Origin of the sequence: Gemmiger formicilis (assembly GCF_024462815.1) — a bacterium.
GTDB lineage: Bacteria > Bacillota > Clostridia > Oscillospirales > Ruminococcaceae > Gemmiger.
Map to the genome: position 1 here is coordinate 40,624 of NZ_JANGCG010000006.1, position 15,012 is coordinate 55,635.

The 15,012-nt window shown below is 59.4% G+C and carries 17 protein-coding genes; 10 read left to right on the forward strand and 7 right to left on the reverse strand.

Annotated features, from left to right (window positions below):
* Nucleotides 1–27: 27 nt before the first annotated feature.
* A complete protein-coding gene (locus tag NE623_RS06775) occupies nt 28–711 on the reverse strand; it encodes a 5'-methylthioadenosine/adenosylhomocysteine nucleosidase (RefSeq protein ID WP_256271521.1) in 684 nt (227 codons plus the stop codon).
* A gap of 18 nt (nt 712–729) precedes the next feature.
* Nucleotides 730–1,860, reverse strand: a complete 1,131-nt coding sequence (gene ychF, locus NE623_RS06780) for a redox-regulated ATPase YchF (protein ID WP_256271522.1) — start codon at nt 1,858–1,860, stop codon at nt 730–732.
* Between the two features lie 238 nt (nt 1,861–2,098).
* On the opposite strand from ychF, the gene NE623_RS06785 reads away from it, so the two are divergent.
* The 4 genes from NE623_RS06785 (at nt 2,099) to NE623_RS06800 (ending at nt 6,122) form a co-directional block, all read left to right on the forward strand.
* On the forward strand, nt 2,099–2,788 hold the full coding sequence (locus NE623_RS06785) for a response regulator transcription factor (RefSeq protein WP_256271523.1): 690 nt from the start codon (nt 2,099–2,101) through the stop codon (nt 2,786–2,788).
* Nucleotides 2,785–4,218: a sensor histidine kinase gene (locus NE623_RS06790; protein ID WP_256271524.1), complete on the forward strand. Its 1,434-nt coding sequence runs from the start codon at nt 2,785–2,787 to the stop codon at nt 4,216–4,218. The genes NE623_RS06785 and NE623_RS06790 overlap by 4 nt, the downstream gene beginning before the upstream one ends.
* A gap of 187 nt (nt 4,219–4,405) precedes the next feature.
* Nucleotides 4,406–4,960 carry a sigma-70 family RNA polymerase sigma factor gene (locus NE623_RS06795; RefSeq protein WP_256271525.1) on the forward strand — a complete coding sequence of 185 codons (555 nt, stop codon included), beginning with the start codon at nt 4,406–4,408 and terminating at the stop codon, nt 4,958–4,960.
* Nucleotides 4,953–6,122, forward strand: coding sequence for a DUF4179 domain-containing protein (locus NE623_RS06800; RefSeq protein ID WP_256271526.1), 1,170 nt, complete (start codon nt 4,953–4,955; stop codon nt 6,120–6,122). Before NE623_RS06795 ends, NE623_RS06800 begins: the two co-directional genes overlap by 8 nt.
* Nucleotides 6,123–6,255: 133 nt before the next feature.
* Here NE623_RS06800 and NE623_RS14875 read toward each other — a convergent pair whose 3' ends face one another.
* Nucleotides 6,256–6,501, reverse strand: a complete 246-nt coding sequence (locus NE623_RS14875) for a hypothetical protein (RefSeq protein WP_370866709.1) — start codon at nt 6,499–6,501, stop codon at nt 6,256–6,258.
* 81 nt (nt 6,502–6,582) lie between these two features.
* Between NE623_RS14875 and NE623_RS06810 the strand changes: the two genes are divergently transcribed.
* Genes NE623_RS06810 through NE623_RS06820 form a run of 3 tightly spaced genes read left to right on the forward strand, consistent with a single transcriptional unit; the run spans nt 6,583 to nt 7,964 of the window.
* Nucleotides 6,583–6,801 (forward strand): helix-turn-helix transcriptional regulator, encoded by a 219-nt coding sequence (locus NE623_RS06810; RefSeq protein ID WP_046433092.1) that lies wholly within the window; start codon nt 6,583–6,585, stop codon nt 6,799–6,801.
* Nucleotides 6,791–7,582, forward strand: a complete 792-nt coding sequence (locus NE623_RS06815; protein ID WP_256271527.1) for a DUF3169 family protein — start codon at nt 6,791–6,793, stop codon at nt 7,580–7,582. The genes NE623_RS06810 and NE623_RS06815 overlap by 11 nt, the downstream gene beginning before the upstream one ends.
* Before the next feature lie 25 nt (nt 7,583–7,607).
* Nucleotides 7,608–7,964, forward strand: coding sequence for a DUF6897 domain-containing protein (locus NE623_RS06820; RefSeq protein WP_256271528.1), 357 nt, complete (start codon nt 7,608–7,610; stop codon nt 7,962–7,964).
* 180 nt (nt 7,965–8,144) lie between these two features.
* Here the strand turns inward: NE623_RS06820 and NE623_RS06825 are convergent, their stop codons facing one another.
* Complete coding sequence (locus tag NE623_RS06825; RefSeq protein WP_256271529.1) at nt 8,145–9,143, reverse strand: SpoIID/LytB domain-containing protein; 999 nt, start codon at nt 9,141–9,143, stop codon at nt 8,145–8,147.
* Between the two features lie 111 nt (nt 9,144–9,254).
* Here NE623_RS06825 and NE623_RS06830 point away from each other — a divergent pair, with 111 nt between their 5' ends.
* Entirely contained in the window at nt 9,255–10,082 is an 828-nt protein-coding gene (locus tag NE623_RS06830) for a hypothetical protein (RefSeq protein ID WP_256271530.1), read from the forward strand.
* Nucleotides 10,083–10,338: 256 nt separating this feature from the next.
* On the opposite strand, the gene NE623_RS06835 is transcribed toward NE623_RS06830, so the two are convergent.
* On the reverse strand, nt 10,339–10,911 hold the full coding sequence (locus NE623_RS06835) for a hypothetical protein (RefSeq protein ID WP_256271531.1): 573 nt from the start codon (nt 10,909–10,911) through the stop codon (nt 10,339–10,341).
* Nucleotides 10,912–11,142: 231 nt separating this feature from the next.
* Between NE623_RS06835 and gap the strand changes: the two genes are divergently transcribed.
* Together gap and NE623_RS06845 are read left to right on the forward strand one after the other, a co-directional pair.
* Nucleotides 11,143–12,171, forward strand: a complete 1,029-nt coding sequence (gene gap / locus NE623_RS06840) for a type I glyceraldehyde-3-phosphate dehydrogenase (RefSeq protein WP_256271532.1) — start codon at nt 11,143–11,145, stop codon at nt 12,169–12,171.
* Between the two features lie 209 nt (nt 12,172–12,380).
* Nucleotides 12,381–13,568 carry a DUF6709 family protein gene (locus NE623_RS06845; protein WP_256271533.1) on the forward strand — a complete coding sequence of 396 codons (1,188 nt, stop codon included), beginning with the start codon at nt 12,381–12,383 and terminating at the stop codon, nt 13,566–13,568.
* Nucleotides 13,569–13,621: 53 nt separating this feature from the next.
* On the opposite strand, the gene NE623_RS06850 is transcribed toward NE623_RS06845, so the two are convergent.
* Together NE623_RS06850 and dapF are read right to left on the reverse strand one after the other, a co-directional pair.
* Nucleotides 13,622–14,005 carry a metal-dependent transcriptional regulator gene (locus NE623_RS06850; RefSeq protein WP_256271534.1) on the reverse strand — a complete coding sequence of 128 codons (384 nt, stop codon included), beginning with the start codon at nt 14,003–14,005 and terminating at the stop codon, nt 13,622–13,624.
* A 53-nt stretch (nt 14,006–14,058) separates the two neighbouring features.
* Nucleotides 14,059–14,937, reverse strand: a complete 879-nt coding sequence (dapF, locus tag NE623_RS06855) for a diaminopimelate epimerase (RefSeq protein WP_256271535.1) — start codon at nt 14,935–14,937, stop codon at nt 14,059–14,061.
* Nucleotides 14,938–15,012 lie beyond the last annotated feature (75 nt).

A 15,012-nucleotide genomic window follows, 5' to 3' on the forward strand; every position in this document is an offset into this window, starting at 1 on the left:
TTTGTGTAAAGCGGAATTGCCCCGGCGTTATACGCTCTCAATCATATGCGCCACGATTTCGGTGGCGGTTTTGACGTACTCCGCAATGCTGAACTGTTTGACCACAAGCACCTCATAGCCGCTTTCGTCGGCGTTGTCGCTCATGGCGCGCAGAATGACGCAGGGCACGCCGTTGCGGCCCGCAATCTGGCTGACCGCTGCACCCTCCATCTCAACACAGTCGGGATGGCACTTTTCCTCAATGGCCTTCTTTGTCTCGGCGTCACCCACAAAGGTGTCGCCAGTGGCAATCTTACCGGCGATAGCCTTCACGCCGCAGGCGGTGCAGGCGTCCAGCGCGGCGGCGACCAAGGCGGGGTCACCGTGGTACTCGGTCTGGAACGGTGCACTCTGGGCAATCATGCTCAGTTCTGCGTCGTGGTAGACCACCGTCTCGCCCACACAGACATCACCAATGCCGATCTTGCTGGTCATATTGCCGGCAATGCCGCTAAAAATCAGCTTGTCAATGTTGTATTTTGTGCACAGCACCTGTACGGTGGAGGCGGCGTTGGCCTTGCCCATGCCCGCACAGCAGACAACCACCTGTTTGCCGTTCAGCGTGCCGCAGTGGTACTCCACCCCGGCGTAGGCCTCCTTGGTCACGTTTTCCAGCCGCGCACACAGCTGGTCCACTTCATCGGGCATAGCGCCCATGATACCAATAATCATAGCAATTCTCCCTAAAAATCAAACGTTGAAGAGGAACTCAATCACATCGCCGTCGTTGACAATGTACTCCTTGCCCTCGGTGCGCTGCAGGCCCTTGGCCTTGACGGCGGCATAGTTGAAGTCGGCGTCCTCCAGATCCTTGTAGGCAATGACCTGCGCACGGATGAAGCCGCGCTCAAAGTCGCTGTGAATCTTACCGGCGGCCTGCGGGGCCTTGGTGCCGCGCTTGATGGTCCATGCGCGGCATTCCTTCTTGCCGTCCGTCAGGAAGCTGATGAGGCCCAGCAGCTCATAGCTGGCCTTGATGAGCTTGTCCAGACCGGTGGACTCAATGCCCATTTCCTGCAGGAACGCGATTTTTTCCTCCTGCGTGGAACCGGCAATGTCCTCCTCGGTTTTGGCGCAGATGGGGATAGCCTGCGCGTTTTCCTCCTTGGCGCGGGCGGCAACCAGCGGGTAGTAGGGGTTCTCGTCCAGACCGCCCAGTAGGTCATCTTCGCCCACATTGCAGGCGTAAATCACCGGCTTGGCGGAGAGCAGACCCAGTTCCTTGCGGGTGGCCTTCACGGCGTCATCGCTCTCGTCAAAGGCAAAGCTGCGGGCGGGCTTGCCGCCCTCCAGCCACGCGGCAAGGTCAGCCAGCCATACGGCCTCGGCTGCGGCGACCTTGTTGCCGGTCTTGGCGGCCTTCTGCTGGCGGCCCAGACGGTTGCTGACAACCTCCAGATCGGCCAGAATCAACTCCAGATCAATGGCGTCAATGTCGCGGATGGGGTCAACACTCTCCGGCTTGTTGACGTCCTCGACCACATGGATGATGTTGTCATCGTCAAAGCAGCGCACCACGTGGACGATGGCGTCGCACTCGCGGATGTGACCAAGGAATTTGTTGCCCAAACCCGCACCCTGGCTGGCACCCTTGACCAGACCGGCAATGTCCACAAACTCTACGATAGCAGGCGTTTTCTTGTCCGTCTGCCAGATTTCAGCCAGCTTGTCCAGCCGCGCATCAGGCACCGGCACAATGCCGGAGTTCGGCTCAATGGTGCAGAAGGGGTAGTTCGCCGCCTGCGCGTTCTGCGTGCTGGTCAGCGCATTGAATAAGGTCGATTTTCCCACGTTGGGCAGACCTACGATACCAAGTTTCATCTTGACAGGACTCCTTACATTTTATGGCTCTGTGCCTGTTCCGGCATAATAACCCAATATAAAATCAATATACCATATTTCGTGCAGATTTTCAAGCCTGCTGCGGAGAAGCCGGGGCGGAGGGCGCCACGGCAGAAATTTTTGTGCAAACGGCGGCATCTGTTCTTTTTTTGTCCACAATTATGCGCTATAATATCTATAAATAATGCCGCCTTGCGGCGTAGGGAGGAAAAACAAGATGGCAAACGAGAAGATTCTGGTCGTCGATGACGATAAAAATATCTGCGAACTGCTCCGCCTGTATCTGGTAAAGGAAGGCTACAATGTGACGATGGTTCACGACGGCGCGGCGGCGCTGACGGAGTTTGACAAGCTGCACCCGGATCTGGTGCTGCTGGACGTTATGATGCCGGTGATGGACGGCTGGGAGGCCTGCCGCAAAATCCGCAGCAAGGACAACACCCCCATCATTATGCTGACCGCAAAGGGTGAGACCTATGACAAGGTGCTGGGCCTTGAACTGGGTGCGGATGACTACATCGTCAAGCCTTTTGACGCCAAGGAGGTCACGGCCCGCATCAAGGCCGTGCTGCGCCGTTCCTCCGCCAAGGAGGAGGAAAACAAGGGCGTATATGACTTTGACAACCTGCATCTGGATATGAACCGCTATGAGCTCAAGGTCAAGGGCAAGGTGGTCGAGGCACCGCCCAAGGAGCTGGAACTGCTGGCCTGCCTGGCCGGTCACCCCAACCGCGTTTACACCCGCGACCAGCTGCTGGACGAGGTCTGGGGCTTTGAGTATTACGGTGATTCCCGCACGATTGACGTCCACGTCAAGCGCCTGCGTGAAAAGCTGGAAGGCGCATCCGAGCAGTGGAGCCTGAAAACCGTCTGGGGCGTGGGCTATAAGTTTGAGGTCAAGGAATGAACCGCCGCAACACGATAAGCCGCGAATTTTTTGCCACGATTGCCGCCGTGCTGGTGCTGGGGCTCAGCGTGATGTGCGCGATACAGACGGCGCTGTCCGCGGCGTACTTCATCAGTGAGCGCAGAAGCTCGCTGACCGATGTGCTCAACGGTGCGGCAGCCCTGAGCGAGCGTTTTGCCGACGAGGGGTCCATCGTCACAAAGCCCTTACAGGGGGACGACATTCTGGAACGCGCCCACAGCGGGTACGAGCTGTTCAACACGGCGTCCGGCGCGCTGGTCTTTATCGCCGATGAAAACGGCCAGATTCTGCTGCACACGGGGGATGATGCCTTCACCGGCGAAAATGTCCCCCTTGCGTACATAGACCGGATGAACGAGGGCGATATCTTCGTCACCGGCACACTGGACGGCGTCTACAGCGCCAAATACTATACGGCCGGGCGGTGCATCACCGTGGGCGGGCAGAAAGGCTACCTGTTTGCCGCCAGCCCGATGACAGCACTGGGCGGCTATATGCGGGATATGCTGGCCATGTTCAGCATTTCGGCTGTGGTGATTCTGGTTCTGTGCAGCATCCTGTGCTGGGTGCTGGCCCGGCGCATCACCGGCCCCATTGAGGATATCAGTGAGGCAGCCCGGCGGCTGGGCAGCGGGGACTTTACGGCCCGCGCCCCGGTGGACGGCTGTGTGGAACTGGCAGATTTTGCCACCACCTTTAACAATATGGCGGCGCGGCTGCAGACCATTGACAACTCCCGCGGGCAGTTTATGGGCAACATTGCCCACGAGCTGCGCACCCCGATGACCACCATCAAGGGCTTTATTGATGGTATGCTGGACGGCACCATCCCGCCCGAGGAGACAAAGCACTACCTTGGCATTGTCTCGCAGGAGACGGGCCGATTGGCGCGGCTGGTGCAGAATATGCTGGATATCACCAAGCTGGAGGCGGGCGAGGTGCCCATCCACGCCCAGACCTACGATTTATGGAAAACCGTCACCGATGTGGTGCTCAGCGATGAACAGCGCATTGAGGACGGCAAGATTGACATTCAGGGGCTGGGCGGGGACCCGCTTCTGATTTATGCGGACCCGGACTTTGTGCATCAGGTTGTGTACAATATTGTGGACAACGCCATCAAATTCACCCCGGCGGGCGGCACTATCAGCTTTGCTGCCGAGCGCCGCGACAATATGGTGGAGGTGCGCATCGAGAACACCGGCGCAGGCATCGCCCCCGAGGCCCTGCCCTTTGTCTTTGAGCGCTTTTATAAAGAGGATCGTTCCCGCGGTATGAACACCCGCGGCAGCGGTCTGGGGCTGCACATCTGCAAAATCCTCATCAATCTTTCCGGCGGCCAGATTCACGCCGAGAGCGAGGAAGGCAAATGGTGCCGGTTTGTATTCACCCTGCCGGTCGGACAGTGAGAGATTACGATTTATGAAGGAACGTAGGGGGCGGCGTCCCCCGACGCCCCGCAGGCAGAGCATAGCTATAAAAATAGGCGGACGCAGAACGCGCCCGCTTTTTTTGCGGGATTTTTTGAGTTTCTGTAAGATTTCCCCTCTCAACCCGGTCTATATTGTCAGAACCGCAAAAAAGGAGGAACCCTCAATGAAAGACCGGGAATTGACCCGATTGCTGCAAACGCGGCCGGAGGAGGGGCTGGAGGCAGCCATGCTGGACTATGCGCCGCTGGTCAAGGCGGTGCTGAACCGCATCCTGCCCCAGAACCCCTGCGACCGCGAGGAATGTATGGCAGATGTGTTTGTCTCGCTATGGCGCAACGCCGCCAAGCTGGAGCAGACCGGCACGCCGCTGCGCCCATGGCTGGTTGTCACGGCGCGCAACCGTGGCATTGACTGCTACAACACCCTGCGCCGCCGCGCAGAGACCACGCTCGACGAGGGCCTTGCCGAAACGCTCGGCGAGCTGGCCGAGTTCGACCGCGCTACCGCCGACGCGGCAGACCTTGTCGGCGCGATGGTGGCCGCCATGCAGCCGCCGGACCGCGACATCTTCCTGCGCAAATATTATTTGCTGCAATCCGGCAAGGAGATTGCCGCCGCGCTGCATATGAGCGTGGAAAGCGTCAACACACGTTTAAGCCGCGGCCGTGATAAGCTGCGCCGCGAACTGACCGAGAAGGGAGTGCACACCCATGCGTAAAGATTATTTTGATACCGACCTTTTGCATACTCTGGACGAGCAGCCTCTGCCCGCCAAACCGCTGAGCGATGCGGAATTTGACCGCGTGCTGGCCGCCGCCTGTGATAAGCTGCCCAAGGCTGTGCCCGCGAAAAAGAAGCACTTCCACTGGGGACGTGCGGCGGCAGCTGCCGCGGCCTGCGCAGTGGTGGCGCTGGGCAGCGTGAACCTTGCGGTTCCCGCCGTGGCCGAGCAGCTGCCCGTGGTGGGCAGCCTGTTCAGCTGGCTGAACCGCGGCGGCCAGGATGACTACACCTCGCTGCACAGCGAGCAGCTGAACAAATACGCCGAGACGGTGGAAGCCACTGCCGAGAGCGCCGACACGCCCTACACCCTGACGCTGGGGCAGGTGTTTAACGATGGCGACTGGCTGCGCATCAGCCTGATGCTGACTGCTGAGGATGATAGTCTGGCCGGGTTCAACGCCATCGGCCCCAGCGAGGACGCCGCAGAAAAGGCGCTGCAGAACGGCGGCGGGCAGTACGGCACGCTGGTGCTGGATAACGGCATAGAATTGAACGGCGCTGTTTCCTTTGAAAAACGCGATGACCGCACCTTTGTGACTGGCATCAATTATGAGCTGTTCCTTGCACCCGATGATTTGGCCGGGCACACGGCTACGCTGACGCTGTCCAATCTGGTGGTCTGCAACAAAAGCATCCTAGAAACCGATGGGCAGAGCTATTGGCACTATGACTACGCAGACCAGACCCCGCTGCCCGGCAGCTATACGCTGACCTTTACCATTCCCGAGGTCAGCACCGCGGGCACCCGCACGATGAATACGCCCGTGGAGCAGGACAGCATCACGCTGCAAAGCGTCACCGCCACGCCCGCCGCCACAAAAGTTATGCTGAGCTTTCCGCCGGAGCAGCACTGGGTGGACGTGAAGCTCTACACGGCAGACGGTACCGAGCTAAAGCATGAGCGCGGCGAGGGCGGCTGGTGGACCGACGGCAGCTGGACGGCAGACCCTTCGGATTTTGACAACCCGGACCAATGCACCAAGGCCAGCTACGACTACTTTGATGCCGTGCCCGAAAACTGCCACAGCCTGACGGTAAAGGTCTACGATTTTGACACCGATGCGGAACTGACGACCTTTACCGTGGAGCTGCCGTGAGCTTTCCCACTTGAATGGCTGTAGGGGCCGGGCATGCCCGGCCCGCGGCCTTCCCATAAGTGCGATTCTGCCTTTCTGCTGCGGGCCGGACATGTCCGGCCCCTACGGGGTGGCAAACAGCGGCGCGGCCTGCTTACTCCACCACCTGGCACCCCGGGAAGTACCACGCCAAAATTTCCCGCCAGCTCTTGCCCTGCCCGGCCATGGCCTTGGCACCGTACTGGCTCAGCCCGACACCGTGGCCGTAGCCGCGGGTGGTGAAAATGTCAGAAACCGGGCAGCGGAAGTCGTAAGCGAAGAGATTATCTATAAGTAAAAACTGTAATCGGAGGGTAAGGCAACGAGCTTTATCCTCCGATTTTTCAAAACCGCTTGACAAATCAGAATGACAATAATATAATACATTTTGACAATAATGCTTGTCAGATAGACAAAGAAGATTGTCGGATGGAGGTGCTGTATGATACTGCGAAATCGTTTGAAGGAACGCAGAGCTGCACTGAATGTCAATCAGCAGGAAATGGGACGCTTATGCGGCGTATCACGGCAAACGATCAGCCTGATTGAACGGGGCGATTATTCGCCGTCGGTCACCCTTGCTCTGACGATTGCAAAGGTCTGCGGCGTTACGGTAGAAGAAGTCTTCTATTTACAGGAGGAAACTGAAAATGAAAAATGACGAAATCAAGCAGGCAAACCGAAAAGCCCTGCCCAAATTCCTGTTGTTTGCCGTTGTATGTACGCTGGTCGGCGGCGTGATCGGCTATTTTTCCGCAGACGTTGAACCGGATTCCCTGGTTCCTATGATGAAGAACGCCGGGACGTTTTTCGGCATCCGCATTACCCCGTGGCTGATGCTGGCGCTGGCGATCCTTGTGCCGGTCGTCTGCCTTCCGCTGTACCGCAGCGCCAAAAAGCTGGCTGCCGTCTGGGACGGCGAGGACGAGGATCTCTACAACACGATCGACCAAAAGCTGTCTGTGGTACTCTGGCTCGCAAACGCCGCCTTTATTCTCGCCTTATTTCTGATTACAGCGACCTATTCCGTGGGTATGGAAGACATTGACAACGCCAACGGCTTCGTTTTCTTCTTTATCAACATTGCAGCCTTTTTCGCCATTATGGTGGAGGCAACGGTTTTCCCGCAGAAATGCGTGGACACCACCAAGCAGTTGAACCCCGAAAAAAAGGCATCCGTGTACGATATGCAGTTTCATAAGAAATGGATGGCGGATTGCGACGAAGCCGAGAAAATCATCATCGGCAAGTGTGCATACAAGGCATACTCTGCCACCAATATCGTCTGTGCGGTTTGCGCCACTGTGCTTGCAGTCTGTGCGCCTATCTTTAACATCGGGTTCCTGCCCTCGCTGATCGTGTGCCTGATCTGGATTGTCAACCTGTCGGTGTACTGCTGCGAGGCGCTGCGCTACTCAAAAGCTGGGAATAAAATCTCCTAAATATAATTGTGGGAGGAATACGCAAATGGACAGTCTTTATCTCATTTTGCTTGCCCTGTTCCTCCTTGTGATTATCCCACGGATAATGCAGCGAAGGAGATTGGCGGCAATCAGACATATTTTGAACCGAAAAATGCGGAACAAGGAGAACATTGAAATGAAAGAATTGGCAAAACGGTTTATCGGAGAAGAGTGCATTATTTATACGATTATTTCAAATGACGACAGCGTACAGGGATTGATAAAAGAAATTGATGACGGCGGTATGGTCATAGAGAAGAAAACAGGAGAACTGGAGATTATCAATCTGGATTTCGTCACTCGTATTCGGCAGTATCCGAGAAAGAAAAACGGGAAGAAAAAGGACATCGTATTGGACTAAAATCAACGAACCTGCTGAAATAGCACTGTATAGCACGCGAAAAATGCGTTTCGCTGCCTGTGGGTAACGCATTCGCTGTTTGTGGGGAAGAGCGGCCTTCCCATAAGTGCGATTCTGCCTTTCTGCTGCGGGCCGGACGTGTCCGGCCCCTACGGGGTGGCAAACAGCGGCGCGGCCTGCTTACTCCACCACCTCGCACCCCGGGAAGTACCACGCCAAAATTTCCCGCCAGCTCTTGCCCTGCCTGGCCATGGCCTTGGCACCGTACTGGCTCAGCCCGACACCGTGGCCGTAGCCGCGGGTGGTGAAGCGGAAGGCGTTCTTCCCGGCGTCATAAGCAACACTGAACGCCGCACTGCGCAGGCTGAAGGCGCTGCGCAGCTTTGTCCCTGCAAAGGTCTGCCCGCAAATGGACATCTCCGCGACATACCCGGCATCATCCAATACACCCTCGCCGAACCACCCGGCGGGGGTGTTTTCAATTTCTTCGGCGTCCAGCCCCAGAGTGAGCAGCACGCTGTAGACCTGCTCGGCGCTGTAGGTGATGGTGGTCTCAAACCCCGGTGCGTCAGCGTCCCAGGGGGAGGCTACGCCCTGTAAGTACGGCACAGCGGTCAGCCAGACATTCTGGCTTGCCTCGGTGCGCCCGGCGCTGATGCTGTGGTAGCACGCCGCGGCGGGTGCGCCCTCAAAGCAGAGCACTGCCCCGGCAGCTTCCTCGGCCAGCGCGGACAGCCGGGCATAATAGCGGCTGAAATCATCACCCCACCGCGCCTGCAGCACCTCGGCGCTCGTCCAGCCCGCGCACTGGCCGCTGTTGCAGGCAAAGGCCGCGCCGCCAAGGCTCAGGGCGTAGCTGTGGGCCGCGACCATCTGGGCCAGAATCGCATCATCGGGCCAGTCCGGCGGCAGCTCACAGGCGGCGGTGCCAATCAGGAACTCCTGCACTGTGACGGTGCGCGTGGTGCCGTCATCCTTTATAAGTATCTCCGCATCGGCGTCAAAGCTGCGCTGGGTGGGCGTTGGTGTGAAGATGGGCGGCGCTGTGGCGGCGGGCTCGGTGACGGCATCGGGGCTTTCGATGGGCGGCGCGGCGGGCTTTGCCAGCGGCAGGGCGGCAAACGGCGCGGCCAGCGCCAGCAAACCGAGCACAACGGCCCGGCGGAATGTTTTTTTCAAGGGACAGGCCCTCCTTGCAATTTGGGGCGCGGGGTTGTACAATGGGAATATCCCGCGCGGCTTGTCCCAGTATATGCGGCGGCCGTGCTCTGTATGAAATGAGGAAAATCCATGAAAAACAGACATCCGAACGCGGTTCTTGTGCTTGCACTGGGCGCTTTGCTGGCGGTGCTGCATCTGGCGGATTTGCTGCTCTGGTGTGATGCGGACACAGGCTTTGCCACGGCGGGGGCGGTCTGGCTGCGGTATATTCCGTGGCTGGCGGCGCTGGTGCTGCCGTATCTGCCCGCCCGCCGCGCTGCGGCCCAGCCCGCTGGACTGCAGGATACCTGTAAGCCGCTGGCGGTCTGTATGGCACTGGCCGGGGCGGCACTGCTGACGGCGGGGGTGGCATCCGGCAGCGCAGCGCGGTACGCCCTGCAAGACCCCGGCGTTTTTACAGGCAGCGGCACCCCGGTCTGGGCCGCGTGGGCAGATTTGCTGCTGCCGGTTTTTTGCGGCGCTTGGCTGCTGCGGTACTCGGTCCGCGCATGGGACGGCTTTGGTATGCAACGGCAAAAGCTGGGCAGCCCGCTGGTGGGCGGTGCTGTGCCGCTGTTTTTCCTGTGGAAGCTGCTGTGGCGGTTCCAGTTCACGCCCGCCTCGGTCAACCGGTTGCCCTGCGCCCTGCGGGTGATCAGCGCGGCGGCGGCGCTGTTGCTGGCGGTGGTGCTGATTAAGATTTTTCTGGTACCGGGCTTGCCATGCGGCCATACGCTGTTTGCAGCAGGCACAGGTGCGTTTTTGCTCTGCACAGGTCTGGAACTGCCCCAGACCCTGTTTGAGGCGGGCCGCGGTATGCTGGCTCTGCCCGACCTGATGACCGGAATTGGCATCGGCCTGTTTGGCCTGTGCGGCCTTGTCTGCGCGTGGCAGGCGTGCGGGGCGGAGACGGAGTAAGGGCGGGCAGAGCTACTGCCCGCGCGCTACCCGGTAACTCCCGCTTATGGAAAGCGGCCGGGCCGGGCGTGCCCGGCCCCTACAAAGCAAGGGATGAGGAACGGCATTTGCCGCTGACCGCAGATAAAGAACCGTAGGGCGGGGTGACCCCACCCCGCCGAAACCACCCCGCAATATGCCGCTCACGGCTTGCCGCCGTAGGGGCGCGGCGTCCCCGACGCCCCGAGAAGCTCCCGAAAAAATCGGGAGCTTATTTTTATGGCACATCCTTCACACAGTAACCGTCCAGATATACCCGCACGGCGCTGTAGCGGTCCTGCACCAGCTCTGCCAGCGCGGGCGGCTCCCGCAGGGGCAGGGTGGGGGAGAGCGCCAGCCGCACCGCCGCCGCACCACCATCGTCCGCCGTCACATAGGGCCCGCACCGGTGCAGCAGTGCGGGCAAATCGCCGGGCATCCGCGGGGCGCCGCCCTGTAGAACGATAACCGCCGCGCCCGGCTGTGAAACCACCCGCACCACACCCTGCCCGCGGCTGCGCAGCACCCCGCGCAAAAAGGTGAGCACTGTGCTCTGCAAAAGCCTGCGCGGCAGCCGGACGGCCAGCGGAGACTGCGCGGGGCAGAAATATAGCCACCCCGCCCGGCGTGCGGCCAGCTCCTGCGCGGCGGCGCAGAGAACCTCCAACTCGGCGTTCAGCTCCACGGCGCAGGGCGGGGGCGGGGCGGTCAGGGCCTCTGCCGTCAGCACCAGCCGCAGCGAGGGCAGAATCTGCGCCCCGCGGGCGGCTGCCGCGGCCAGCGCGGCGCGTGTCGGGCCAAAAACCGGCATAGCACTCTCTCCTTTATTGTGCAAATCTGCCCTTAGTCTGCCCATTTGGGGGCGTTTGTGCGCTGGTAAATGCCGGAAATGTTGGATTCCGATATAATTTTTGCAAAAATAGTGTTAAAAGAATAACAGACCCCCTTGCAGAATCCGGGAAAATGGGGTACAATAGTACCATACCGACAAGCGGGCAACCGCTTCTAAGGTGAAAAAGACAAATCTTGGGAGGATTTCACTATGGCTGTTAAAGTTGCTATCAATGGTTTTGGCCGTATCGGCCGTCTGGCTTTCCGTCAGATGTTTGAGGCTGACGGCTACGAAGTTGTCGCCATCAACGATCTGACCAGCCCCGCTATGCTGGCTCATCTGCTGAAGTACGACACTGCACAGGGCTCTTTCCTGGGCAAGATTGGCGAGAACAAGCACACCGTTGAGGCTGGCGAGGATTACATCGTCGTCGACGGCAAGAAGATCACCATCTACGCTATTAAGGATGCTAAGGATTGCCCCTGGGGCGAGCTGGGCATCGACGTCGTTCTGGAGTGCACCGGCTTCTACACCAGCAAGGCTAAGGCTGAGGCTCACATCCAGGCTGGCGCCCGCAAGGTCGTTATCTCTGCTCCCGCCGGCAACGACCTGAAGACCATCGTCTACTCTGTCAACGAGAAGACCCTGACCGCTGACGATCAGGTCATCTCCGCTGCTTCCTGCACCACCAACTGCCTGGCTCCTATGGCCGACACCCTGAACAAGGCTTTCCCCATCGTCTCCGGCATCATGACCACCGTTCATGCTTACACCGGCGACCAGATGATCCTGGACGGCCCGCAGCGTAAGGGCGACCTGCGCCGCGCTCGTGCTGGTGCTCAGAACATCGTTCCTAACTCCACCGGCGCTGCCAAGGCCATCGGCCTGGTCATCCCCGAGCTGAACGGCAAGCTGATTGGCTCTGCTCAGCGCGTTCCCGTCCCCACCGGCTCCACCACCATCCTGGTTGCCGTTGTCAAGGGCAAGGACGTCACCAAGGAGGCCATCAACGCCGCTATGAAGGCTGCCGCTTCCGAGAGCTTCGGCTACAACGAGGATCCCATTGTCTCCTCCGATGTCATCGGTATGCGTTACGGCTCCCTGTTCGATGCTACCCAGACCATGGTCGCTAAGATCGACGACGACACCTATCAGGTTCAGGTCGTTTCTTGGTACGACAACGAGAACTCCTACACCTCTCAGATGGTTCGCACCATTAAGTACTTCGCTGAGCTGTAATCTGCGAGTAGCTTAATTGCGAATTGAATAGCTGAAACCGCCCCTTCCGGGTCAAACCGGAAGGGGCGGTTTTGTGCGTCGTATATGACCGGCTTTAGGAAGCAGCACCCAAAGAAGTTTTGAGCAAATGTGCGCAACCGGTTGACAATATATGAACAAACTGTTACACTTATTGTGAACCCTAACAAAAAGAATGGAGGAAAGTATCTATGCTGCAATCCCTGAAGCAGAAAACTCTGGTCGGCAAGCTGTGGGCCATCATCGTCCTGGCTGTGGCGGCCATTTTCATCGGCGTGGTGTTCGGGCCCGGAATTGCAAAAATGATTGCTGGGCCGACCCATTTCGCACCGCTGGATGACCATGACGTCCTTTCCCTGCAAGGACAGTATCTCGAAGCGGACATTGACACCCTGATTGACTACTATGCCGAGACCGTCGTGAGCGAGAGCGGCGGGACGGACAAGGTCAGCGCCCGCGAGTACATCATGCCGGTCAACACCCCCGACGCCACTGTCTACATCGGTGTGGAAGTGCCCAAGCCCAAAATCAGCGACGCCGAGGCGGTCGTTGCCGATACCGAGCGGCTTATCGACGACGAGGACGGCAGTTATGAGTGGGACGGCTCCTACGTGTCGGTGCGCGGCACGCTGCAGCCCATGGATGATGAGACCCGGCAGCTGTGGGAAGATTACTTCATTGACGCCGGTTTTAGCTATGATGATATCGGTCTGTTTGACGACTGCACAGCCCTTCCGCTGGTGCTGACCGACGGCGAAATCGACGGCCAGGACACGTTTGTGTATGGCTTTATGGGTGTCATCGGCGTTCTGCTGGTGGTGCTGGCAATCTGGTTCGTGGTTCATTCCCTGACCGGCGGCTTCCAGAAGCAGATTCGCAACTACATCAAGGCTTCGGACGACCCGCAGGCCACCGAGCAGGCCCTCGACCGCTTCTACGAGGACACGATGCAGGATGGCAAGGTCCGCATGAGCCGCAGCTGGCTGATGTACGACAAGGGCGGCGATTCCTGGGTGCTGGCCGGTGACGACGTGGTCTGGGCCTACCAGTACACAGTGCGCCACAAGGCTTACGGCATCCTGACCGTGAACAAAGAGCTGATGGTGCGCGTTTTCGGCGCGAAGGAGAAAAGTGCCTGCCACGATATCTACGTCCGTAATGAGGACGAAGCGCAGGAAATTTTGCAGCAGATGGCCCGCACCTACCCAGATGCGCTGATCGGCTACGACCAGGACATTGAGGGCAAGTATCACGCCAACCCGGCGGCGTTCCATCAGGCGGTTATCACTGCCCGCCATGCCCCAGCTGCCCCGGCCCAGCCCGCCGAGGCCCAGGCAGGGGTGACAGGCGAGCCGGAGAGCAAGCCGCTGTATACCTAAAGTAAAAATTGCCCGGTGGCACTTGATGCCATCGGGCAATTTTTGGGCAAAATTTACTTCTGCGCTTTTTTTTCGGCTTTCTCCGCAAACGCAATCATCTTGCTGTAGGTCTCCTCGCTCAAATCGTGCTCGACCTTGCAGGCGTCTTTGGCGGCAATGTCGGGGTCAACGCCGAGGGCCACAAAAAACGCGGTCAGCTTGCGGTGGCGGCCATAGATGCGCTGGGCAATCTCCATGCCGGGGGCCTCCAGCTTGATGTAGCCATCCGGGTCCATCGAAATATAGCCGTTCTCGCGCAGATTTTTCATAGCAACGCTGACGCTCGGCTTGGAAAAGCCCATTGCCACAGCAATGTCAATCGAGCGCACAGAGCCCTTTTGCTCCTGCAGCATCAGGATTTTTTCGAGATAGTCCTCTGCGGATTCGTGAATGTTCATAGATGCAGCCCACCTTCCGGGTTGAAAGTTTGTTCAACTTGTTATTGCCTCTATCATACCACACCCGGCGGCGCTTTGCAAGGCTGAATCAATGCCGTTCCGCTAAATGTTGCGGCGGCATCGCCGGTCAGCAGCAGGGTGTCATCCCGCAGCACCTGCACCTCCAGCGTGCCGCCCGGCATTTGCACCAGAATCGGCACGCTGCGGGCGCAGCGCCCGGTCAGCACGGCGGCTGCAGCGCAGGCACAGGCCCCGGTGCCGCAGGCCAGCGTGGCCCCGCTGCCGCGCTCCCACACGGTGACGGCCAGCCCGGTGGGGCTGACCTGCTGAACAAACTCGACATTGATGCCGCCGGGAAAGGCAGGGTGGTGCTCCAGCGCACGGCCATAGGCCGCCAGCTCCGGCCCGGCGGGCGGTGCGCCCTGCGTAAAAATCACGCAGTGCGGGTTGCCGACGGCCAGACAGTTGACCCGCCAGCTGCGCCCGCCCGCGCACAAGGGCACATCCAGCAGCGGCGCGCCGCCCAGCCCCACCGCGCCCACATCCGCCCCGGCGGCGGAAAAGCGGCCCATCTCGACCTGCCACAGACCGTCCCCGACCCGACGCACGGTGCGCTGCCCGGCGCGGGCTGTGTCAATATGCAGGCAGTCCCGCCGCAGGCCGTGCGTGTACAGAAATTCCGCCGCGCAGCGCACGCCGTTGCCGCACATGGCGCCCTCGCTGCCGTCCGAGTTGAACATCCGCATGGCCGCGTCACCGCCCGGCAGCAGTGGGGGACAGAGGTAAATCACGCCGTCCGCGCCCACCGAATAGTGCCGCCGCGAAAGCTGCACCGCCCACGCGGCGGCATCCGGCGGCAGGCCGCTGGCGCGGCAGTCCACGTAGATATAATCGTTGCCCGCACCCTGCATTTTGGTAAAATTCAGCTTCACTTGCCCACCTCCCCAGCCACTGTATGCACTTTGCAGGAAAATTAACACTTACCCCCTTGACATTGGGCCGCAGAT